Annotated in this window: 16 protein-coding genes and 1 pseudogene; 7 read left to right on the forward strand and 10 right to left on the reverse strand. The window is 69.8% G+C overall.

Annotation, left to right across the window (positions count from 1 at the left end; translation table 11 throughout):
- Positions 1–17 precede the first annotated feature (17 nt).
- From cas6e to IE237_RS05765, 6 genes are all read right to left on the reverse strand, one after another.
- Positions 18–668, reverse strand: coding sequence for a type I-E CRISPR-associated protein Cas6/Cse3/CasE (gene cas6e / locus IE237_RS05740; RefSeq protein WP_189800721.1), 651 nt, complete (start codon positions 666–668; stop codon positions 18–20).
- Positions 665–1,459 (reverse strand): type I-E CRISPR-associated protein Cas5/CasD, encoded by a 795-nt coding sequence (gene cas5e, locus IE237_RS05745; RefSeq protein WP_189800722.1) that lies wholly within the window; start codon positions 1,457–1,459, stop codon positions 665–667. The genes cas6e and cas5e overlap by 4 nt, the downstream gene beginning before the upstream one ends.
- Positions 1,456–2,610 carry a type I-E CRISPR-associated protein Cas7/Cse4/CasC gene (gene cas7e, locus IE237_RS05750; protein ID WP_189800723.1) on the reverse strand — a complete coding sequence of 385 codons (1,155 nt, stop codon included), beginning with the start codon at positions 2,608–2,610 and terminating at the stop codon, positions 1,456–1,458. The genes cas5e and cas7e overlap by 4 nt, the downstream gene beginning before the upstream one ends.
- 135 nt (positions 2,611–2,745) lie before the next feature.
- Positions 2,746–3,396 (reverse strand): type I-E CRISPR-associated protein Cse2/CasB, encoded by a 651-nt coding sequence (gene casB, locus IE237_RS05755; protein WP_189800724.1) that lies wholly within the window; start codon positions 3,394–3,396, stop codon positions 2,746–2,748.
- A complete protein-coding gene (casA, locus tag IE237_RS05760; RefSeq protein WP_189800725.1) occupies positions 3,393–4,961 on the reverse strand; it encodes a type I-E CRISPR-associated protein Cse1/CasA in 1,569 nt (522 codons plus the stop codon). Before casA ends, casB begins: the two co-directional genes overlap by 4 nt.
- Before the next feature lie 371 nt (positions 4,962–5,332).
- Positions 5,333–8,251, reverse strand: coding sequence for a CRISPR-associated endonuclease Cas3'' (locus IE237_RS05765; protein WP_189800726.1), 2,919 nt, complete (start codon positions 8,249–8,251; stop codon positions 5,333–5,335).
- Positions 8,252–8,500: 249 nt separating this feature from the next.
- Between IE237_RS05765 and IE237_RS05770 the strand changes: the two genes are divergently transcribed.
- The 4 genes and pseudogenes from IE237_RS05770 (at position 8,501) to IE237_RS05785 (ending at position 12,381) form a co-directional block, all read left to right on the forward strand.
- Positions 8,501–9,097, forward strand: coding sequence for a hypothetical protein (locus tag IE237_RS05770; protein ID WP_189800727.1), 597 nt, complete (start codon positions 8,501–8,503; stop codon positions 9,095–9,097).
- A gap of 526 nt (positions 9,098–9,623) precedes the next feature.
- Positions 9,624–10,732 (forward strand): annotated as a pseudogene (locus IE237_RS05775) (IS110 family transposase).
- Between the two features lie 61 nt (positions 10,733–10,793).
- Positions 10,794–11,561, forward strand: coding sequence for a hypothetical protein (locus tag IE237_RS05780; RefSeq protein ID WP_189800728.1), 768 nt, complete (start codon positions 10,794–10,796; stop codon positions 11,559–11,561).
- Between the two features lie 85 nt (positions 11,562–11,646).
- Entirely contained in the window at positions 11,647–12,381 is a 735-nt protein-coding gene (locus IE237_RS05785) for a transposase (protein WP_189801559.1), read from the forward strand.
- 2,041 nt (positions 12,382–14,422) lie between these two features.
- On the opposite strand, the gene IE237_RS05790 is transcribed toward IE237_RS05785, so the two are convergent.
- The 4 genes from IE237_RS05790 to IE237_RS05805 all read right to left on the reverse strand — a co-directional run bounded on the left by IE237_RS05790 (position 14,423) and on the right by IE237_RS05805 (position 19,938).
- Positions 14,423–16,120, reverse strand: a complete 1,698-nt coding sequence (locus IE237_RS05790; protein ID WP_189800729.1) for a PLL family lectin — start codon at positions 16,118–16,120, stop codon at positions 14,423–14,425.
- A gap of 183 nt (positions 16,121–16,303) precedes the next feature.
- On the reverse strand, positions 16,304–17,401 hold the full coding sequence (locus tag IE237_RS05795) for a helix-turn-helix transcriptional regulator (protein WP_189800730.1): 1,098 nt from the start codon (positions 17,399–17,401) through the stop codon (positions 16,304–16,306).
- A gap of 126 nt (positions 17,402–17,527) precedes the next feature.
- A complete protein-coding gene (locus tag IE237_RS05800; protein WP_189800731.1) occupies positions 17,528–18,427 on the reverse strand; it encodes an aminoglycoside phosphotransferase family protein in 900 nt (299 codons plus the stop codon).
- 353 nt (positions 18,428–18,780) lie between these two features.
- A complete protein-coding gene (locus IE237_RS05805) occupies positions 18,781–19,938 on the reverse strand; it encodes a serine hydrolase domain-containing protein (protein ID WP_229842317.1) in 1,158 nt (385 codons plus the stop codon).
- 169 nt (positions 19,939–20,107) lie between these two features.
- Between IE237_RS05805 and IE237_RS05810 the strand changes: the two genes are divergently transcribed.
- The 3 genes from IE237_RS05810 (at position 20,108) to IE237_RS05820 (ending at position 22,806) form a co-directional block, all read left to right on the forward strand.
- On the forward strand, positions 20,108–21,388 hold the full coding sequence (locus IE237_RS05810; protein WP_189800732.1) for a sensor histidine kinase: 1,281 nt from the start codon (positions 20,108–20,110) through the stop codon (positions 21,386–21,388).
- Positions 21,385–22,059, forward strand: a complete 675-nt coding sequence (locus tag IE237_RS05815) for a response regulator transcription factor (RefSeq protein WP_189800733.1) — start codon at positions 21,385–21,387, stop codon at positions 22,057–22,059. Before IE237_RS05810 ends, IE237_RS05815 begins: the two co-directional genes overlap by 4 nt.
- A gap of 204 nt (positions 22,060–22,263) precedes the next feature.
- On the forward strand, positions 22,264–22,806 hold the full coding sequence (locus IE237_RS05820; protein WP_189800734.1) for an SMI1/KNR4 family protein: 543 nt from the start codon (positions 22,264–22,266) through the stop codon (positions 22,804–22,806).
- Positions 22,807–23,230 lie beyond the last annotated feature (424 nt).

Below are 23,230 nucleotides of genomic sequence, written 5' to 3' on the forward strand. Positions count from 1 at the left end.
TCGTCCCTCGGGCTGGGTTAGGCGGGTGCGAGGGAAAGGAGGCCGGCGCCGTAGGACTTGGCGCGGCCGATGCCGGTGGTGAGGGCGGTGGCTAGCTGGGTGGGGTCGGTGATGCGGGCGAGGCCGTCGAACTGGGTCAGGACGGCGTGGGGGCTGGGGGTGTCGTTCTTGCGGGGGAAGCGGCGGGGGGTGGGGGTGGCGTCGATGGTGAGCAGGTGCAGTCCGGCTGCGGTGGCGCGGCGCTGCCACCAGGTGATGGCGTCGTCGCCGGTGAGGGGGGTGAGTTTGCCGCGGGTCTTGCCGGTGACGGGGTGGGGGGTGGCGTGGGCGGTGAGGGAGGCGACGGGGGCGGCGGTGATGCGGTAGCGGACGGTCAGGCCGGTGCGCAGGGCGTTGAGCAGGGGGGTGAGGCTGCGCATCTGGTGTGTGGCGTAGCCGTGGGGCAGACGCGCGGGGTCGGGCTGGTGGTGGCTTTGGATGAGGAGGGTGGGGGTGGGGTGGGTCTCGAGGCGGAACAGCAAGCCGGCCTGGGCTCTGGGGGTGGGGCCGAGGGTGTCGGGGACGAGACGCATGAGGGTCTTGTGGAGGCTGACGGCGTCTTTGAGGTCGGCGCGGGCGGTCTTGTGGTGGGGATTGAGTGTGAGGAGCGTCAGGGTCGGCGCGGTCATGGTCGTCCTTGGGCGATGTAGGTAGCGAGGGCGTCGATGGGCCGGGGGCCTGCGTAGAGGGATGGGGGCAGGTTTTCGGTAGTGATCCACAGGGGGCGGGGTAGGTGGCGCCGGTTGGTGGGGGTGAAGTCGACGGGTTCGCTGGTGCTCTCCCGGTCCGGCAGACCGCTTGCGTACGCGGTGTCGGTGGGGCGTTCGTGGACGAACGTGACGGGCACGTGGGTGGCGTCGTCGGCCGGCGGTGCGGGCAGGGTGAGGGGCACTTTGTTGCGGAGCTCGCCGGCGGGGTCGGTGCTGTGGGTGGCCAGGACGAGCGGGGTGTCGGGCGGGCAGGCTCGGCGGCCGAGGTAGATGCCGAAGGCGGGGTGCTCGAGTGCGTCGGCGATGTGGTCGAGGAGCGGCCTGGGTCCTTGGACGGCGAGCGTGAAGACGGCGCCGGCGAGGTAGGTGCGGTGGGAGACGAGGGTGGATTTGGCCTCGCTGCGTCTGCCGCCTTCTGCGGTGTGCAGGCGCTGTTCGGGTGGGTATCCGCCGCCGACGGTGTGGAAGTCGTGGTGGAGGGTGCCGGGGCTGTCGATGCGGATGGTGAAGGTCAGGTCGTGGTGGCTCGGGCTGCCGGGGAGCTGCTGGTAGGGGGTGAGGGCTTCTTCGCGGCTGCGGCCGCCGGCTGCGGCGAACATGCCGATGAGGGCGGAGCGGGTGGGGAAGGCGGTGGTGTCGCGGTGGTGGAAGACGCCGCGTTCGCCCCATGCCTGCTGTAGGCCGGCCAGGCGCAGGATGAGCCCGGTCACCGGGTGGGGGTGGGGGTGAGGGCCGCTTGGGCGCAGGCGGTGGCGAGGTCTTCGAAGGATTGATGGTGGGTGCCCAGGGGGTCGAGGGGCTTGTCGAAGCTGGTGTGGCCGTGGGCGATGCGGCGGCGGGTGCCGACGAGCCGGTCGATGGTGGTGGCGTAGTCGGTCAGGGTTTGGCGGGCGGTCAGGGTGTAGCCGCCTTGGGGTGCGGCTTTGACGGGCTGTTCGAATGCGGCGCCGTAGGAGATGGGGCGGCTGTCGCGGACGACGTAGTGGACGAGGTCGGGGATGGTGTGTGGGGCGGTGGAGGTGGCCTTGGCCCGGGGCATGCTCATGATGAAGTGCCACGTGTACAGCTCGATGAGCTCGGCGAGGGTGCAGGTGCCGTCGGTGTGGTTGCGCGCCAGTTCGGTGATGTTGACGGTGGAGTAGCGGTAGAACAGGCCGCCGGTGAGGTAGGCGGTCTGCAGGTGGGCGCTGCCGGGCTCGTCGGGCTGGGGCCAGTCCTCGACTGTGGTGAAGAAGTCCGGCTGGGGGTCGCTGGGGTGGACGGTGAAGGCGGGGGCCATCTGGACGGCGGCTTCGACGTGGCCGCTCGGGAGTTCGGCGAGCATGCGCCCGAGCAGGCTGATGCTCGCGGTGCGGCGGGTCAGCTGGGCGGCGATCGCTTTGGCCGGCAGGACCGGGGCGGGGGTCTTTTTGGTGGTGGAGGCGGTGTGGTCGGCCAGCGCCTCTTCGAGGTCGGGGCGGTGGGTTTCGCACAGGGTGACCAGGTCGTCGACTGCGTCCTTGGGGAGGTAGAGCATGGCCTGGGTGCGGTACTGCTCGTTCGCGTTGTGCTTGAGGCCTTTGTCCTTGGCGGACAGGACGATCTGTGCGGAGGTGAAGGCGGCCAGGTCGTCGGGCCATCCGGCTTCGCGCAGCCGGTCGGCGACGACGATGGGTACCAGGCGGGTGCGGGCGGCAGGCTCGTCCAGGTCGCGTTCGACACCGAGGCGGATCTGCCGCTTCCACGACTGGCTGGACACCATCGCGCGGATCGCGTTGCCGACGAGGATGGTCTTGGGTTCCTGGTTCTCGTCCCGGTTCAGGTTCGCTGGAGTGACGGGCTGCAGAATGTGCAGGTCGAGAAAGCGGGCGGGGGTATGCACGAGGGGGTCCTTTACTGGGTGCCAGGGGGCACGATCCGGTCGGATCGTGGTGCTGAGCAGGGCGATGCCACTTGGCCGCTCCGAGGACGGCGCTGGCGGCGGGTGAGGGGCGATTACCCGGGGCGGGGCCGCGGTTCAGGTGCGGCCGGGGGTGTTGAGGCTGAGGTAGAAGGAGTCGCGCCAGCGCAGTGCGACCGTGTCGCGCTGGTAGGGCCGCTGGATGAGGTCGTTCAGCAGCACGGCCCAGTCGGGGGTGAGGCCGTCGCCGAGGAGTCGGGTGATGTAGCTGGGCAGGCGGCGGTGGACCTGGTCGTCGCCGAGGCGGGTCAGGACATGGAGTTGCTCGCCGGTGCGTTCTTCGCTGTGGCCGCGGGTGTTCACGGCGGCGGCAAGGGTGGCGCCGAGGTTGGGGCGCTTGACCCAGTCGGTCGCCACGGCAGCAGTCAGCGCGACAGGGGTGATGGCGGGAGCATCGGATACCACCGGCAGGCCGCTGATGTCCTGCGGCCGGCCTGCGGAGGCGGCCGGGTGTGGCGGGTGGAGGCGGACGCCGGGGGTGTGGACCGCGGGACCGGCCAGGGCGATCAGGCCGGCGATCGTGTAGTGGGCGCGTCGGCCGGGGCGGCCGGCGGTACTGCGGGTGAGGTAACGGTCCATGAAGCCGCACTGTTCGACCGGGCGTCCTCGGCCCTTGGCCAGGGTGGTGCGAATGCCGGGGCTGGTGCACAGATCGTGGATGTGGACGACGAAGTCGTCGTAGCGGGCGCGGTGTTCGTCCGGAGTCATCGGTGGCTGCTCTTTTTGGGCGGGAGGTCTTTGCTGCGGAGTGTTCGGACGGCGATGGCGACAGCGCGGGCGGCCTGCTGGTTGCGGGCACGCGCGGTGCGGGTGGCCTGTCTGAGGGCGGTTGCTGCCTGAGGCGCGAAGGCACGGTCGGCGGGGGTGTCGTCGTTGAGGATTTGCCAGAAGGCGGTTTCGGCAAGGGGCCAGTACAGGGCGGCGGCTTTGGTGGCCCACACGCTGGCCTTGGGCTTGCGCCGCTTGGCCGGGTCACTGTCGTTGCGGGGTGTGGTGGTGTCGGCCCATGCCTGATCTGCGGCCTGGGTCAGGCGGAGGGCGAAGTCTTCTGCGGCCTGGCAGCACTCGGCGATGCGCTGTGCCCGGGCGGGGTCGTGTTCCTGGGTCCACGCCCACACAGGTGGGGTGAGGGCCGTGTACCACTGGCGGTTGTTGACCTTGCCGTCCTGGTCGAAGCCGTGGACGCGGACGCGCAGGGTGCTGCGCACGTCGGCTGGGAGGTCGTTGAGGGTGTCGAAGACTTCGGGGCGCCGCTGGGTGCGGTGTTCGTCGGGTGCGAGGAGCAGGCTGTCGAGTTCACGCCACCAGGCGCGCTGTGCGTCGGCGCGGCGGGCGGTCCGGCGTCTGTCGACCGGCTTTTCGGGGTCGATGCGGTAGACGAGGTAGGGGTCGGTGGCCTCGAGTCTGGGCTGCTGGGTGGACCAGGTGATGTAGGCGTCGGTGACGGTCTCCTGGTCGTCGCCGGGCACTAGGAGGACGGCGTGGCGTGAGCGGCCGGTAAGGATCCGGCCTGGCCAGGTGACTGGGTGGGGGTTTGCCGCTGGGTCGTCGGGCACGTGTTCGTCTTCCCAGGGGCAGGTGTCGGCCAGGAGCTGCTCGTCGCCGAGGAATTTGGGCAGGCCGGCGAGGAGGGTCTCGTGGAGGGTGCGCCCGAGGGGGTGGAAGGAGACGGTGGCGCGCAGCGGTCCGCTCGACAGCGTCCTGCTGGTTGTGCTGTTGACGGTGCGGGGTGTTCCGGTCCCGGATGGGCCGTAGAAGTGGTGGATGAGGAGGTATTGCAGGGCCTGGCCGGTGGGCAGGGGGGTGGCGAGCTCGTGGTGGTGGGGGCTGAACCAGGCGAGGTTGTTGCCGCCGGGGCGTCCGGGGGTGAAGCGGTTGATGCCTTCGGTGCGGGTGCACTGGTCGGGCAGTCGGGGGTCTTGCAGCCAGGGCCGGGTGGGGTGGAACACGTCGAAGTGGTGTCGGTCGAAGTAGGCGTGGACCGCTTTGGGGTCGAAGGCGCCGCGTGCGAGTGCTTCGCGGCGTAGGCGGGTCCACTGCGTGGCGGTGAGGTCGGGGTTATCCAGGCCGGTGATGCGGGCGGTGATGGCGACGGCGATCCGCAGGAGGGCGGATGCCGCTGGCGGGTACGGGACGGCCAGGTCGTCGATGGTGTGGGCGGTCAGGAAGAGGTCTCTCAGGCCGGTCGTGTCGTAGCGGTGGCCGGTGCGGACGTCGATCCAGGGGTGGTCGGCGGCGCTGAGGGAACGGGTGGGTGAGGGTATGGAAGGCATCGGTGTTTCGTCAGGGTGTGCGGGATCGATGACGGGATACAGCAACGAAGGGGGCGCCTCTCCCCCGGTGCCCGTGAGGGCATGGCGCGCCGGCTGGGGCCGGGGGTGTGCTGAGGTGTGGTCGCACCGATGGCGGGCCATGCCGTCATGGCCGGTGGGAGAACCGGGGAAGGCGGCTGGCGGGTTCGCGTCACCAGGCAGGTGGTCTCGTCAACTTCCTTGTGGGATAGGCGAGTTACTGCCGGGTGTTTGCGGTGGCGGGTGCGTTGCAGTAATCGAATCACCGGGACATTCGTGCGAACAAATCCTGAGATAGTCCGGTGATCAACTGCTGTCCGTATGTGATCGACGCCGACGGGGGGTGTGACGGGTCAGTGCTGGTCACGGCGATGAACGAGGCCGAGTTCGGCGTCCATGCGCAGCTCGTAGTGGCCAGTTCTGTGTAGCTCGTTCGGGTGATCCGGATCAGTGGGGAGCAGGATCGTGTCGGCGAGCAGGGCGTGGCGCTGCCAGCTGGCGGGGGGCGCGGTGCGGGGGTGTGGGCGGGTGACCCATGCGGCGGGAACGGGCAGCGAGTGGGCGAGGATGCTGCGGACGTCGCCGGGGGTGAGGCTGGGTTTGTCGGGGAGCGGGTGCCGGCCGTCGGGGTCGAGGGTCCAGGTGCCCTGGGGTGTTCGGTAGCAGGGGACGAGGCGGCGCGGCATGGTTCCCAGGCGGGTTGCGGCCTTGGCGGTGGTCAGGTGCTGGCGGTGGAGGTCTGCCAGGGACGACACCCGTGCGGGGGGCGGGATGAGGTGGACTGCGCCGGTGTGGAGCTGCCGGTCGGTTCGCGCGTGGTGGCCGGAGAGGAGGCGCTGCAGGGTGTCGGTCTCGGCGGCGAAGGCCGAGTCTGCGCCGTGGACCTGTTCGACGAGGTCCTGGACGTCGTCGGGAAGGGTGAGTGTCGTGAGGGCCCGGGTGGTCAGCAGGTGGGCAGTGGCGTGCTGGGTGACGGCCGGCTCGACGCTGCCCCATCCGGGCGGCAGTGCGGTGGCGCCGCGGACATTCACCGGGTGCAGCACGGTGAGCGTCGGGCCGGCGGCCTCGTCCCACCAAGGCGGGCGCCATCCTTCCCGGCCGGCCCACAGGTGGGTGAAGCGGCCCAGACGTCCCGCGCGCTGCATGAGGCGGCCGATCGAGGCGAGGTCGCTGACCATGAGGTCGACGTCGATGTCGAGGCTCACGTCGAGGAGGCTGGTGGTCACCACGACCAGACGCCGCGGCCTGGGTCCGTGCTTGCCGAGCCGGTGCCGCAGCCGTCGGATCGTGCGCTCGCGCCGGTGGTCCTCATGCCGGGCATGGAGCAGGACGAGGTCGTCGGCAGGCCCCTGCCACCGGTGGCGGAGGAAGGTGTAGGTGTCCTGCGTGTCGGCGACGGTCGCGCACACCACCGCCACACAGCCCGAACCGCTCTCGAGGACGGGTGCGAGCGCGGCCTCGACGGCAGCGAGTCTCTCCCCTTCCTCGATGGGGCGGCCCGGCTGGCCGAGGCGCCGGTAGGTGACCGGCACGGTGCTGATCCTGACGCGGCGGCGGTGCGCGGCCGCGTGCTCGTCACGGGCATCCTTGTCCATGTGGTGGGCGGTGGCACTGTCCGCGTCGACGAACACCCATCCCGGATATCCCGGATCCCAGGACTTGCCGCGAAGTGTGCGGGGTGTGTGGCCGGCGCCGGTCAGGTAGGCGCGGATCAGGTCTCTGCTGGTCGAGGCCGGCAGCGTCGCGGACAGCAGCACCACCGGGCAGCGTAACGCCCCGAGCCAGTTCAGCAGACGGCGCAACTGCAGCTGACTGAACGGCTCCAGCGCGTGTGCTTCGTCGACGACGACGGTCTTGCCACAGATCCCCAACATGCGCAGCGCGTTGAACCGGACGGGCAGCACCGCCATCTGGGCCTGGTCGACCGTGGCGACCGTGAACTGCGCGAGCAGCGCGCGGTCCCATCCCCGCTGCCACGAATCCGGCACCGGCCCCTTCGCAGGGACACCACCTCCGGTGGGATCGCCGTCCGCCTGGGTGGCTGGGCCGCTCCCTGGGCCTTGCGGGTCTTCCGGGCCGTCGGGGCCGTCGGGGCCGTCGGGGCCGTCAATGACCGATCCGCCATCGTCGGCCAGCGCGGGGTCGGGGTAGGCATCGCTCAGCCACTGGCCGCTGTGCACGACAGCGGTCGGTACCCGCTCGGGCCCGTGGGCCCGCACGTAGCGGTCGAGGCGCTCGAAGGCGGCGTCAGCGGTCGCGGTGGTCGGCAGCAGCCAGAGCACACCGTTCGTGCCGCACTCTGCGTTGAAGATCCGGGCCATCTCCAGGCCGTTCACGCTCTTGCCGCTTCCCGTGGCGTCGGTGACCACCGCGATACCGCTCCCCCGCTGCCGCACCCACCCGGGCAGCTGCTCCAGCACGGAAGCCTGCAGCGTGTTCGGGCCCGCAACACCCTCGTGCACCGTCGCGAAAGCGGCCCGGGGCAGGGTGATCCGGTCAAGACCCGCCCGCTCGACCGCTTCCCACGTCAGCTCCCTGACACGGGCGGCATGCTCGAAGGCCCCGAACGACACGGTGTTGGCCAGGGGTATCCAGAACCGGCGCCGGCTCACCAGCCGGTCAGCCATCATGACGAGCCCGGCAATCAGGACGGCAGCCTCTGCCGAGAACTCCTTCGAGGCTTCCTCAACCTCAAAGATGTGCCACATCAGGCGGGTGTAGCGCCGCCGCAGATCCCGCCACAGCGGCCCGCCCAACGACGCCTCCATTCGCCCAGCCGACGCGCCCTGGTCAACATCGATCTGCAGGAACCGTCCATGGTGCCCGCCGAGAACCTGCGCCCCGCGTACCGCAGGAGAGTCGTTCCCCTCCCGGGCGAAACCCAACTCCTCCAGCAACCCCAGCCCGACATGCATCGACGCCCGCGCATGCGAAACCTCCACCACCCGCCCCATATCGCCGAGCAGGTCCTCCCCCAGCCGGCGCATCGCAGCAGGCACGTCACACTGGAAGCAGGGAATCAACTTGCCCACATCGTGCTGCGCCGCAAGGAACGCCACCACCTGACGTGCCCTCGACTCGCTCTCACCGAGACCGTCGGCGATCTGAGCACGCTGGCTCGGCGACAGGAACCGGTCCCACAGAGCCTCCGCCGCAGCACCGGCATCGATCTGGTGAAACAACAACGGATACACGGCGCCGGTCAGCACATCGAACTTCCCCCACGGCGCCTGATCAATCCCAGCGAGCCGGCCGTCTTCAAGAACACTCATGATTCAACTCTCCATGAAAATCCCACACTTCATGGAGCAATCAGGACCTGAGCCGGTAAGCCTTCACCAGCGAGGAGTACCGCCCGAGCTGGGCTACAGTCACCTCGGCATCGCGAGTTCCGCGCCAGCGCGGGGTTTCGACCCTCGCAGTCAACACCTGCCTAAGGGTTGTCCCGCTATGACCTGGAGTCCCCTGTCGGGGTTCGAAAAGTGGCGATGCCGTGCGAGCAGTGTGTGTACGGTGCCGGAGTGATCGACACTGATGGCGCTCGGTTGGGTGCGGAGGCCGCGAGGCGGTTGGCTGAGGCGGACTGCTGTGAGATAGCCCCAGGGCTCACGGATGAAGAGTTCAGCCGGATCGAGGCGACCTATGGGTTCGAGTTCTCCCCAGAGCATCGTGCCTTCCTGGCGGCAGGGTTGCCGGTTGCCTCACCTCCCGAGGAAGGTGCGACGTGGCAGCAGCCCTGGCCCGACTGGCGTCACGCGGATGTAGACGACCTGCGCCATCGGCTGGAGTGGCCGGCACGAGAAGTGTTGGGCGACGTCGCTCACGGCAGCTGGCATCCGGCCCTGGGGGTGCGTCCCGCCACCACTGAAGAGGCCGTGGAGGTAGCCCGAGCGGTACTTGCGCAAGCGCCGCACCTCGTTCCCGTATACGCGCACCGCTTCGTACCCGCGGGTCGCGACACCCCAGGACATCCGGTCTTGTCGGTGTGGGGAACCGACATCATCTGTTACGGCCACGATCTGGCCGATTACATCGACCACGAGTTCGGCGAGGTAGACGAGGATGCGCCTTGGGCTCCGCAGGCGGCCGTGCCGTTCTGGAAGGACTTCCTCGGCTGAGACTGCCGCCAGCTGGCGCCGACGGTAAATGATCTCTGTCGTGCCCAGTGCGATCACGGCCTCGGAGCCGTCCTAATTCCTAATTCCTTGGTAACGGGCCGTGGGAGCCGGGGGTAGCCACCAGTCCGTTCGAGCGCCGGGGGCCGATGCCCTTCGCTCATCCCGGCCTTCCACAGTGCAGGTGGTGGCAGCCTCGCGGGCACCGAACGTACGCCTGGAGCCGTCTGGGCACTCGATCCCTTTATCCAGAGCGGCGGCGCTCGGTGTCTTCGAGGTCGCCACCGTCAACACTGGCCGCTTGATCACTCGTTGGTGTTGGTGGTGCGAGCCCTTCGCACGGTGACCTCCTGATACTCCAGAGCCGTCAGAGCTCCCGAGGAGACCGGGGCCCGTGGGGTGCGCTGGTGCCACGAACGGCTAGTGAGGTGGCGGACCGACCGGATGGTCGAGTCCTGGAATTAGGTCGCTGCGTGGCCCGCATGCGCTCGCAACCAGCGCAAACACCGCACCTCTGGGGAGGAAAGAGTTGATCTACTGCGGCATCGACTGGGCCGAGAGGACACACGACGTTGCCTTGGTCGACGACACCGGCCAGCTACTTGCGAAGCGACACATCACCGACGACGCGGCCGGCTACAGGAGCCTGATGGACCTGCTCGCTGAGTACGGCGACACGGAGGAGACCCCGATCCCGGTCGCGATCGAGACCTCCCGCGGTCTGCTGGTCGCGGTGCTGCGGGCAGGCAAGCGGAAGGTGTTCGCGATCAACCCGATGGCTGCCGCCCGCTACCGCGACCAGCACGCGGTCTCCCGCAAAAAGTCCGACCCCGGCGACGCCCTGGTCCTGGCGAACATCCTGCGCACGGATATGCATGCCCACCGGCCGCTGCCGAACGACAGCGACCTGGCCCGCGCCATCGCCGTACTGGCCCGCGCTCAGCAGGACGCGGTCTGGAACCGGCAGCAGGTCGCCAACCAGCTTCGCTCGCTGCTGCGCGAGTACTACCCCGCCGCTCTGGAGGCCTTCGCCAAGTGGGACAACGGCTTGTGCCGACCGGAGGCCCGCGAGCTGATGAAGCTCGCGCCGACACCGGCCAAGGCTGCGAGCTTGACTCGCACTCAGATCACGTGTCGCGCGGCGGCTCTCAAGCGTGCGGGCCGCAAGCGCGGCATCGAGGCGGACGTCGAGCGGCTGCGCGGGGCATTCCGCACCGACTGGGCCCGTCAGCCCGAGCTTGTCGAGGATGCGCTCGGCAAGCAGACGCTCGCCCTACTTGGACAGCTCACGGCCGCCTGCACCGCAGCCGCCGACCTCGCCCAGGCCGTCGACGAGGCGTTCCCGCAGCACCCGGACTCCCCGGCAAGAAGTCCAGCATCACCAGACGATGGGTGAAGAACAACCGGCTCAACCACGCCGGCTACCTCTGGGCGTTCTCAGCGATCACCGCCTCGCCCGGTGCCAAAGCCCACTACCGGCGGCGACGTGACGACCACGGAGACTGGCACGCTGCTGGCCAGCGCAATCTGTTCAACCGGATGCTAGGCCAGCTCCACCACTGCTTCAAGAACCGCCGCCTGTTCGATGAGCACACCGCGTTCCCGGCACCGCAGGTCCCAGCACTGGCGGTGGCGTAGGTGATCCCGCTCACAACTCACCGCCCCCGGCGGTCGCTCCGCAGCGTGCTTGAATCACCGGATGATCGACTGGTCCACACTCCACGATGCCTACGGCCCGGCACACGCGATACCCAGGCTGCTGGGCCGAGCCATCGGTCGTGAACAGGAGGCCATCGACCGGCTTTGGGGGCGCTTGTGCCACCAGGGGACGATCACCCCGGCGAGCATCGCCGCACTGCCGCAGCTGGCGGACATCGCGAAGACCGAGGACGCCGGGGATTGGGCGCTCGATCTGGCCGGAGCCATAGCGGGTGGCCTCCTTCAACCTCACGGCGCCGACGAAGAAGTCGCCCGCTGCGCGGAGACCTTGGCCGAGCTTCGCGCCATGGCCGCCGCCCGGCTGCGGTCTGGCCTGGACGGGAAGATCTACCTGAGCCGGCTGCGGGCCATGCTCGCGTTCGACGGCCAGCCCTTGTGGTTCGAGGCCCTGGACGACTTCACCGATTCCTTCGTCACTGTCGCTTGTCCGCACTGCGACGCACCGGTGACGATCGCGGTCGGCGACTACGGCTGCTACTCCTCAATCCGGGACTGGAATCTGGGGGATGTCCACCAGGTCCCGCTCCGGCCGGCCGTCCCTCACGAGCTGACCGGCACCGGGAGGATGTTGCACGAGTCGGCCGTACGGGATGGCCAGCAACGGCTCGCCTGGGGCCTGACGCACCTGTTCGGCCAGGCGGAATGCCCAGGATGCGGGAGCGTCTTCGGCATCGCAGACGAGTACGCGGCCGCCAATGCACCCGCCCCATGGGACTTCGCCCGAGGCCACACGAAGGACGCTCTCTGATGACCACCGGCAGGGCCCTCGAAATCGAACAGCGAGTTCGTGCCCGCTGCCCCGTCTTGACGGCTTGGCGCCGTGAGGTGTCTGGATAGCCCCATTCACGGGGCTGAGCCCGCGCTGCTTCGGCAAACTTCTGACCGCGCTGCGGCGCGATGGAGCAGATGCAGTCCACCGAGGCTGGCCGTGGAGCCTGCCGCTGGAGGACCGGGTATTGCTGGTCACGGCCTATTGGCGTACCAATCTGACGTTGCGGCAGCTCGCTCCGCTGTTCGGCGTCTCGAAGTCCACGGCTGGCCGATTCATCAACCACCTCAGCCCCCTGCTCGGGCTCCGGCCCCGCAAGCGGTTCGCCAAGAACACTGTGCTCATCGTGGACGGCACCCTGGTCCTCACCCGGGACCAGACCATCGCGGAGCGGTCGAAGAACTATCGGTACTCCACCAACCATCAGGTCGTCATTGATGCCGACACCCGCCTGATCGTGGTGGTCGGTCGGCCGCTCGCCGGGAACCGCAACGACTGCAAGGCGTGGGAGGAGTCCGGTGCCAAGGCCGCCGTCGGCAGGACCCTCACGATCGCCGACGGCGGCTACCCGGGCACCGGGCTCGTCATCCCGCACCGCCGGCAGCGTGGCCAGACCGAACTCCCAACCTGGAAAGAGGATCACAACAGGTCCCACAAGCAGGTGCGGGCACGGGCCGAGCACGTCTTCGCCCGGATGAAGACCTGGAAGATCCTCCGCGACTGCCGCCTCAAAGGCGACGGCATCCACCACGCCATGCTCGGCATCGCCCGGATGCACAACCTCGCCCTCACCGGATAAACCAACGAGCTTCACCATGATCAACCCTGCCCGAGGCGACCCGGAGATTGCTTACGGGACAACCCTTACGTGAACTCTCGTCCCCCGCGTCCGCGGGGGTGCTGCGGCCTCCGCCTTCCTCGTCCGGCGGTGGAACTTCTACGCCCTGTGCAAGCAGGGGTGATCCCTTGCCAGGGTGTGCGACCGTCCCGGACTACCAAAGCCCTACACAAGCAGGGGTGCTCCGGACTGCCGGACGTGGTCGTGGTAAATCCAAGCCCTACCACCACGTGAATGGGGGCAAGTCTGCCTCAGCCTCCTTGGCCACGGTGACTCCACTGGGACGATCATCCGGGCGATGTTCATCGTGCCTGATGCCCCGGAACTCGTGATCGGCAACACTGAAGTCAGCTGTCAAAACGCGCACATGCACGAAACCGTGTCCTCTCAAACATCGGGGCTGGTAAAGCCAGAACACCTCGGCGTGTCCTCTGCAAGGAGCTCGCAGTGCGCAAGTGTGGCACCGAGCTCCGACACTGGGGCGGGACCAGCAGCAACACCAAGCGTGCCCGGAACATCGTCCCCCCACAGAGGCGCCGCCTCCCGGTACCCGCCAGCACGCTCGCTAGATGCTCCTACGTGCGCCGGTCACCTCATGGCATGATGTACACAAGCCGGGAGTTCAACGGCGAAGAGCACGCAAAGCCACAACAAAAGGCCAGTTCAGAAAGCCTACGCCCCGCGCCAGCAGGGGTGGTTCGCAGTGCGGGTCCCTCGCACAGTCAGAAGCAGCCTACGCCCCGCGCCAGCAGGGGTGGTCCGGGGCGTCACCGCTACCTCGCCACCGACGCTCACTACGCCCCGCGCCAGCAGGGGTGGTCCGCAGTGCGGGTCCCTCGCACAGTCAGAAGCAGCCTACGCCCCGCGCCAGCAGAGGTGGTCCGGCCGGTGTCCATCTCATCACTCCCTCCGACTGCCACGCCCCGCGCCAGCGGGGGTGTTCCGCAGACCGGCCGCGCGCACTGGTCGCTGGAGGAGTCGGTCCCGCGTAAGCGGGGGTGCTACGACCCTCGTCGCCCTCGACACCGTCTAGAAGACCTACTGCGCCCCGCGCCAGCAGGGGTGTTCTGACACGGGAACTGATCGATCAGGCCGACCACAACTATGCCCTGCGCACGCAGGAGTGTTCCGATCGAGAAGTCCGTCCCGCGTCCCTCCTCGTCCTCCGCCCCGCGCCAGCAGGGGTGGTCCGTCCCAGTTGTCGGCCCACAGGCCGTACATGCGCTACGCCCCGCGCCAGCAGGGGTGCTCCGTTCTCGTACATCCGGTGCGCATTGATTCGGCCCTCAGCCCTGCGTCAGCAGGGGTGTTCCGGCAGGGCCGGGCAGTGCGACGCTGAGACGTTCCTACGCCCCGCGCAAGCGGGGGGTGTTCCGGCCCTTGTCGCCCTCAACACCGTCCAGAAGACCACTACGTCCCGCGCCAACGGGAGTGCTCCAGACACCCAGTCCGCGACCATCACCGGGTCACGCTACGCCCCGCGCCAGCAGGGGTGCTCCGCCGTGGGCCGTCGTCCACGACAACACGCGGATCTCAGCCCTGCCCAAGCGGGGGTCCATCGGCCTACGACAGCGGAGTACCGACCACGCGCTTCTCGGCCCTGTGCGCTCCTACCACACCCTGCTCATCCCCGCCGGTCCGTAGCTGATGGGGCTGAGTCGCTCACGAAGCCGTCGCAGACGATCACCGCAGGTCACAGGAGGCGTCGTATACCGAATCTCACTACAGCGAACAGGCACTTCTCATCAGAGAGCCGCACAGATTCTCACCCGATGTCTCGCCAGGTGCCCCTCAACGAACAGTGGATCAGGTCAGATTCGAGTACCGCTTCCAGACATCTCAATGAGAAGGTCCGTGGACAACAGCGTGAGACTCAGCACTGAACGCCCCGGACACCCCGGACGATCCCCATCCTCGTCCGGGGCGGCCGGCACACCCACCCTTGAGACGTCCTGGCCGTGCCCCTGTCGATGGGGCACGGCTGTCCTGAGTGGTGGTGTCCTCACGTGACGTTCCAGTCGTAGAGGATCTCGTACACGCCTCCGAACTGCTCGACTCGTTGGGTGAGCTGGGTGCCCACGAGGGGGTGCCTGGCGAAGTGGTCCGGATCGTTGACCGTGAGGGTGAGCGGGATGGGGGTGAACGACTCGTCCGCCAGGCCCGATCGGATCCTTTCGTTGACCGCGTCGAAGACGGCCCCGGCCAGTGCGCCGATCGCGCTGGAGATGAGGGCCCCGGTGATGACCCTTCCCGCCGACTCGACGGCGCTCACGATGGCCGACCGGATCTCCTTGCCGAAGGCGGCGTACAGAGCGTCGAACCCGTCCCTGAGGTCGCCGTTGTCGTGCTCGATGAGGACCAGGGTGGTGGTGTACGAGCGCGGCCAGGGACCGTCCTCGTCGAGGTCGAACTCCATGAGCACGTGGGGGTGATCACGCCAGCGGTCCCGTACGTCGTCGTCCGAGACGTCCCCGATCTCGCTGCCGTGCAGGACGGGGGCGCTGTATGTGCCGTCCGGCTGCACGCGGACCGATGAGGAGTCGACGCCGAGCGCGGACATGTACACCTCGTCGCTGGCTCCTTGGAGTACGTCGTCCGTCGACTCCTTCTCGATGAAGTACCGGAGCCGGAACTGGACGGACCGGTGGTTCCAGTACGTGGTCCAGACGTGGCTGTCGTACCCCAGGACGAAGAGGTCGAGGTGGGCCGGGCGGCGGGAGACGGCCGTGATGTGCTGGGCCTTGTCGAAGACGGCCTGTCCGGGCACCGGGAACCACTCCGGGGCCCAGCCTGCTGTGTCGACCCAGTACGTCGTCCAGATGTGGTTGTCGTTGCCCATGACGTACAGGTCCATGTGCGAGGCGGTACGCGTGGCCGGGGTGATGCTCCGGCCGCCCCCGAACACGGCCTGGCCCGGCACCGGCGACCAGTCGGGGCGCCAGCCGGAGTCGGCGCTCCAGGAACTGGTCCAGACGTGGTCGTCGTACCCCATGACGAACAGGTCGAGTCGCCCGCTGTGACGCGAGAGCGCGGAGACGGACTGTGCGGCGAACAGGGCGGCGCCGGGGGTCGGCAGCCAGTCGGCGTGCCAGCCGGTCTCGGCGGACCAGAACTGCGTCCAGATGCGGCTGTCGTACCCGTGGACGAACAGGTCGAGATGGTCGCGGTCGCGGGAGACCGCGGCGACGGCCTGCTTCTCGAAGACCGCGGCACCGGGGAGCGCGAACCAGTCGCCGCTCCAGCCGTTGTCGGCGCTCCAGAACTGGGTCCAGATGCGGCTGTCGTATCCGACGACGAACAGGTCGAGATGGCGCTCGTCGCGGGAGACCGCGGCGACGGGCTGCTTGTCGAAGATCGCGGCGCCGGGGACCGGGAGCCAGTCGCCGCTCCAGCCGTTGTCGGCGCTCCAGAACTGGGTCCAGACGCGGCTGTCGTATCCGACGACGAACAGGTCGAGATGGCGCTCGTCGCGGGAGACGACGGAGACGGACTGCTTGTCGAAGACGGCGGCGCCCGGCAGGGGGAACCAGTCGCTGTGCCAGCCGGCCTGGTTCCAGAACTGGGTCCAGACGCGGCTGTCGTACCCGACGGTGAACAGATCGACCTGGCCCTCGGAGCGTGACACCGAGGTGACCTGCCCGCCCGGGTCGAAGACGGCCGTGCCCGGCACCGTGAACCACTCGGCGTTCCACTTACCCATGAGAGATCACTCCTTGCGGGGTGCGCCGAGACCGAGGATCGGACTCTTATTCCAGCGTGGGCCGGATCCGGGGCGAGGGGAGTCCCTGAAATGAGGGATGGACGGGGCGGGGCAGCACTGCTGGCTGCCGGCTGCCGCCACCGGCTGCGGGCCGGCGCGGCTGCGGGCCGGCGCGGCTGCGGGTCAGCGGGTCAGTGCTGTGATCAGGTCGTCCCGGCCGTAGGCGCCCGTCTTGCGGAACACGGCCTTGAGGTGGTCGTTGACCGTGTACGGGGAGACGCCGAGGCGCCGGGCGATCTGCTTGACGGCCGCCCCCTCACGGAGCTCGGCGACGACGTCGCGCTCCCGGGCGGTCAGGCCGTACCGCGCGCAGAACGACGGGACGACGAGGTCGGCCGTGGCGCCCTGGACGACGACGGCGACATCGCCGGTGCCGTCCGCGTCGAGGGGCTCGGCCTGACAGGTGAGCCATCTGCCGCAGACGGCCGGCGGCAGGCACACGAGCGGTGCTGGAGACTCGGCCCCATGGGTGCCGACGCCCCGGACTCCGCTTCCCGGCGCGGCGGCCTTTGGGGCATCGGCTCGGGCCGCGAGGGAAAGACCGGCGAAGAAGAGGTCCGACACCCACGGGGGAATCGCCTGCCCGCTCCCCGTCGACCATTGGTCGTGCCATGCCCGCGCCTGCGGGCTGACCGCCTTGACGCGGTGGTCGGCACCCACCACGACCACCCCGGGCCGCAGCGCCGGCACATCGGGTTCCGGGCACAGCGGGCCCGACGTCCCGTAGCGGCGCAGGGCCTCCACCAGCGCGGGCCGGAGCCGGACCGCCCGCCGCGCGTCCTCCTCGCCGAACGGACGGCCCCCCGCCGACCGCAGCATCCGGAGCACACCCCACACCCCCCGCGCGTCGGCCAGCAACAGCCGCAGCTGCGATCCCGCCCCGTGCTCGGCCAGGAGCCGGTCCATGTCACCGCTGTCCGGCTGCTCGCCTGCTTCGATCGCCCCCGTTCGGCCGACCGGCCGGTGCGGGTCCCCCTCCACGTCCCGGTGCACGACGAGAGCCCTCACCAACGCGGGCTCGTACCCGTGGCAGAAGCTGAAGCCGCCCAGCAGAGGGCCCGAGACGGGATCCGTGCCCATCAGGCTCAGCGCGTCATGCGGGACGACGGGGGCGAGCAGCCGCGAGATGCCCTCCCCTGCCTCCTGCGGGTTCGCACTCAGGCTCGCGGCGTCGTATACGCCCCGCGTCATCCTTCCGTCGTCGAAGAAGATCAGGCCCACGGTCTTAGTGTCGCGTCCGGAACGCCGCCTCGCAGGGCGAGGCCGGCGACCTGGGCCCGCTCGTGGCGGGACGACTCCCTGGGCGGCTCGCGATCAGCGCAAGCGGTGTGCCTTTGTCCCGATCGCCTAGCCGATGAGGGCCTCGGTGATCTGACGGGTGGTCTGCGCGGCGATGCGGGGGTTGACGGCGGCGTAGGAGGTGTAGGCGTTCAGGCCGGTGGCCAGCGCCCAGCCGCGGCCCCGGATCCAGGTGGCGTCGTCCACGCCGAGCGCGGCGCGGAATGCGGCCCGGCTCCCGGCCGACATCAGGGTGAAGGCGAGGATCAGGTCGCAGGCCGGGTCGCCGATGCCGAGTCCGCCGAAGTCGATGACCGCGCTGAGGCGGCCGTCGACGGTCAGCAGGTTGCCGGTATGGAAGTCGCCGTGGAACCAGACCGGTGGGCCGTCCCCATCGGGGGCGCTCAGCGCCGCCTCCCACAGCTCGGTCATGGCAGCGGTGTCGAACGGGCCGTCGACCTCTGCGATGGCGGCCCGCGTAGCCCGGTCCCGTGCGACCAGCGGCCGGGCGGTGAGGTCCTCGCGGGCACCCTGGGCCGAGATCTCCCCGGGCTCGAACCGTTGGAGAGCGGTCAGGAACCCGGCCAGTTCGACAGCGGCCTCGGACGAGTCGCCCAGTGCCTCTGCAGTCGCCACCTCGCCGTCCAGCCAGCGGGAGACCGCCCAAGGCCACGGATAGCCGAAGCCGGGCTCGCCCACCCCCACGGGCACGGGGACGGCCAGTGGCAGGTGCGGGGCGAGCCGTGGCAGCCACTCGGACTCCTTTGGGGCCTGTCCGATGGCACCGGCATGGCGGGGCAGCCGGACGGACAGCCCCTCGCCCATCCGGTAGATCACATGGTCCGAGCCGGCCGGGTCGACCAACTCCAAGGGCAGCTCGGCCCACTGCGGGAACTGTGTATCGACCAGGCGCCTGACCAGCGCGGCATCAATCGCGGGACGGGCGTCTGTGATTCTCCCGGTTGCCAAGAGCAGCTCCTGCAGTCGGCCCGCCCCGTGCGGCAGGCAGTCGGAGCCATCACAGTGCCTCGGGGCGCCCGTCGACCGGATTTCCCCACCGGCGTCACCGCTGCAGGACTGCGCGCGCGAGTTTCTCGAAGCCGGCCCGGCATGCCCCTTTTGAGGCATCCGCTCGGGCTGGAGTGCCGGCGTCGTGGAGACAGTGGTCGCAGGCAGCGGGCGAGGGGCCCGACTCGTCTGTCGGCTTGCGTGGGAAGGGCCCCTGATCAGGTTGATGCCTGGTCAGGGGCCTTTCTCGTGTGCCGGCCACCGGTGCGAGGCGATCCCCCGGCGCGAGGCGGCGTCAGCGGCGCGAGGCGGCGTCAGCGGTGGCAGAGGGCCGTGTCCACGACGGTCTCGACGCGCCTGGTGCCCGAGATGTCGGCCGGGATGCTCGTCACCGCGATGTTCGCGGCGTAGCCGTCGTCGGTCGCTCCGCCGCGGGTCTCGTATCCCACGATGTCGCCGCCGTGGCCCCAGTAGACGCCGCCGCACGACAGCTTCCTGCTCATGAGGCCCAGGCCGTAGTGGGCGCCGGTGTCGCCGACCGGGACGGTGGTGCGCATCTGGGCGAGCTGGGCGGGCGGGAGGAGGTCGCCGTCGAGGAGCGCGGTGAAGAAGCGGTTGAGGTCGGAGTTGGTGGAGATCATCTGGCCCGCCGCCCAGCCTGCCGACGGGTCGATCTCGGTGTACTGGCGCAGCTCGCCCGACGGCATCACGCGGTAGCCCTTCGGGTGGGGTTGCCTGATGGTCCTGTCGCCGGGGGCGGGGAAGTAGGTGTGGTGCAGCCCGAGGTGCTGGACGACGCGCCGGTCGATCTCCTCGGCGAGGGGGCGGCCGGTGACCTTCTGGACGATGAGGCCGGCCAGGACGTAGTTCGTGTTGCTGTAGCTCCACTTCGTCCCGGGCCGGAACTCGGCCTTGTGCTTCAGGGCGATGTCGAGGAGGTCGCGAGGCTCGAAGTACCGGTGCGCGATCTCGTCGTCGCTGATGTCCGCCCCGTATTCGGGAAGCCCGCTGGTGTGCTGCAGGAGCTGACGGACGGTGATGCGGCGGCCGTCGTTGCCCTTCCCGCGTACGAGGCCCGGGAGGTAGGTGTCGACGGAGGCGTCGAGGGCGATCTTCCCTTCGCCGACCAGTTGCAGAACGACGACGGCGACGAACGTCTTGGTGTTGCTGCCCATCCGCACCTGGCCGTCGCTGGGCACCTTCGCACCGGTGGTCAGGTCGCCGACGCCCGCGGTGTACGTGCGGGTGCGGCCGTCAGGGCCCTGGACGGTCGCCAGCGCGGCGGGCTGGCCGTCGCGCACCAGTGCGTCCAGGCCCTGCTGGACGGTGTCCGGCCGGGCGGCGGCGGATGCCGTGGGCGGAGTCAGGGCGCCGGTGGTCATGACGGCGACGGCCACCGCGGCCGCGGTCGCCAGCGCTGTGCGGCGCCGCGTCGTGGAGGCACTAGGCCCGTGCCAGGTCTGCTCACGCATGGTCAACTCCAGGGGAATCGTGGGGTGCTGTCGGCTGAGCCGCCCGTCGACCGGGCAGGGCACGATCATGGATTTCCGGGGCTTTGGCGCGCATCGCGGGAAAGCGGGAGAACGTGCTCCCCCGATCGGGGGAGGCCGCGCGTGTGCCGCCGGTACATACTGGCCGATCATGATCAAGGGACTTCGGCCGCTGCTGCGCCGCTCCACGTACTCGGGTGCGTTGTTCGCCTATGGCGCCGCCCTGGCGAGCCTTCCTCTGCTGTCCTTCGCGCTGCTGCCGGCGCTGGCGTGGCGCTCGGCTCCCGAGGGCGTGCAGATCGTCGTGGTCCTGCTCGGCTGGGCGGCGCTGATCGGCCTGGTCGGTCTCGCGCGCACCACGCGGCGGGTGCTGGTCGTCTCCGCCCGCCGGCTGCTGAGGGTGTCGTTGCCCGAGCCTGTCGCCGTACGTGCGCGCGGCAGGCGGCCCGGCGACGGTCCGGCGGGCGCTGTGCCGTCCCGCGTGGATCGCTGGCGGACTCCTCTCTGGCTGCTGCTGCACGTGGCGCTCGGATGGGCGGGAGCACTGGCGAGCGGCGTGCTGCTGTTCGCGGGCCTGACCCTTCCGGGGGGCTGGCTCGGCGCCGAGATGGGGCTGAGCCTGTTCGGCCGGACGGTACGGGTGGAGGGCGGCTGGCAGAGCTGGGCGGTCGCGCTCGGCTGCCTGCTGCTCGCGGCGAGCGTGTGCGTGGTGGTGACGAAGGCCCTGCGCTGGTCGGCGCCCCGGCTGCTCGGGCCGTCCTCGGCCGAGCGGCTCGTGCTGGCGGCCGAGCGGGAACTGCGCCTGGCCGAAAGAAACCGACTGGCCCACGAACTGCACGACTCGATCGGGCACACGCTCACGACGACCACGATCCAGGCGGCGGTGGCGGGAGAGGTGCTCTGCGCCGACCCGGTGGCGGCGCGGGCCGCTCTGCGCAGCATCGAGGAGGCGTCCCGGGCCGCACTGGAGGACCTGGACTACGTGCTCGGCGTGCTGCGCGAACGAGAGGCCGAGACGGCGCCGACCCGTACCCTGGCCGATCTGCCCGAGCTGCTCGACCGGTTGCGGCACGCGGGCGCGGTGGTGGAGCTGGAGCTGTCGGGGGACCCGGCGCAGGTGCAGGGGACGCTCTCCCGCGCGGCCTACCGGATCCTTCAGGAGGGGCTGACGAACGCGATGCGGCACGGAGCGGGCGGTCCGGTCGAGGTCCGTGTGGCGGCCACGCCGGAGCGGCTGGAGCTCGGTGTGGTCAACCGGACCGGGGACGGGCCGCGTACGGGCATGGGGCCGGGCGCCTTCCCCACGTCCGGGCACGGCCTGCCCGGCCTCGCCGAGCGCGTGCGACTGCTGCACGGCGAGATCGACGCGGGCCCGGACGGGCCGCGGCACTGGCGGTTGGCCGTCCACCTCCCCGTACGGGTCTCGCCATGACCGGCACCGACGGCACACCCGTCACCCTCCTGATCGCGGACGATGACGAGGTGACCCGCAGCGGTCTGCGTACCCTGCTCGCGGCGCAGCCGGGGCTCGCGGTGGTCGGCGAGGCCGCCGACGGCGTCGAGGCGGTCGAGCAGGCACGGCGGCTGTGTCCGGACGTGGTCCTGATGGACGTACGGATGCCGCGCCGCAACGGGATCGAGGCCACCCGGCTCCTCCTCGCCGGGTCGGCCGAACCGCCGAAGGTCGTGGTGATCACCACCTTCGAGAACGACGACTACGTCACCGCCGCGCTCAGCGCGGGCGCCAGCGGGTTCGTGCTGAAGCGGCTTCCGGTCCGGCAGATCGCGCAGGCGGTGCGGGTGGTGGCGGCGGGCGAGGCGATCCTCTTCCCGACGACCCTGCGCCGCATGATCGCACCCCGGCCGCTGCACTCCGCCGAGGCCCTGCCCAGGGCGGCGCTGACGGGGCGGGAGGAGGAGGTGCTGCGACTGATGGCCACCGGCCTGTCCAACCCGGAGATCGCGGAGTCGCTCACGGTGAGCCTGGAGACGGTCAAGACGCACGTCGGGAACGTGCTGACCAAACTCGGCGCACAGAACCGGACCCACGCGGTGGTGATCGCGTACGAATCCGGCCTGGTGGTTCCGGGGTTCGCCGGCTGAACCCCGCAACCGTGTCGGGACCCGCACCGCAGCCGCCCCTCTGGGTTCCCCACCCTGGCTTTGTCCATGAGAGCGGACAGCGAATTCATCACTTCAGAAGGCATCTGCCCCGGCCCTGTTCGATGTTCATGACGTGGGGCGGCGCGGGGCTCTGGGGTGAGGCGGCCGCGATGGGCTGTCGGCCCCTTCTGCCAGCATGCTGCCGTGGCAGACACACATGATCAGCGCCCTGCCGAAGCCGCCCTCGGCTTTCTGCGCTCTGCGTTTCCGCCGGAATGGCGAGAGCCGGCGCTCGGATATGAAGCCGTCGTGGAGTGGGAACAGGAGAACGGGGTGGTCCTCCCGGAGCCGTACAGGACCTTCATCGCGGAGGTCAGCAACGGGTCCAGCCTGGGACCCGCCGGCGACGGCGGTCTCCAGCCGCTCGGCTGGCTGCCCGACACGTGGCCTGACCTCGGCCCGCGACAGCCAGGAGAACCGTTCCCTCTAGAGTCGGCTTGGCCCTGGGAGGACGATGAGAGTGCCGACGCCGAGGACCCACGGATCGACGCCGCATTCAACAAGGGATCCGTCGTTCTCGGGTCAGAAGACGGGCAGTCGTTCTGGCTCCTGCTGACCACCGGCACCCGCCGCGGCGAGGTGTGGATGATCGCCGACGTCGGCGCCATTCCGGCGCCTGGTGACCAGGCATGGGGCTTCGAGGAGTGGGTGCGACGCTGGCACGCCGGCAACGAATGGTGGGACTGAGCGGGCCGTCCTGCGCACCTTAGGGCGCGCACCGTTCGAATCGTTGGTGCCTCCCGAAGTGGTGAACATTCGCTGTCCGTTCTCATGGACAGAGCCACCACCCCAAGGGGATGGGGGGCGGCTCTCGTGCACTGCCGGGGTGGGGCCGTTTCGTGTGGTTTCCCCATGAGGGCTCGCCCGGCAGCGCAAGCCCGAGGTGTGGGCGGCCCTGTCCGACGGGCAGCGCGAGCGACTGGGGTGGCCCTGTTCACGGCAGCAGTCGACGTGGTGAAGAAGGAGAGGGCTCCCACGATGGCCCCCCCATTCGACGTACCGCCCACAGGGGCAGAGGTGACACACCGCCATCCGGGACGGACCGCCGCCGCGGCCGCCCGTGTTCATGGCGTCTCAGAACAACCTGGTCGTCACCACGGCCTTTCCCGGT

The organism is Streptomyces tanashiensis (genome assembly GCF_014648895.1).
Lineage (GTDB): Bacteria > Actinomycetota > Actinomycetes > Streptomycetales > Streptomycetaceae > Streptomyces > Streptomyces tanashiensis.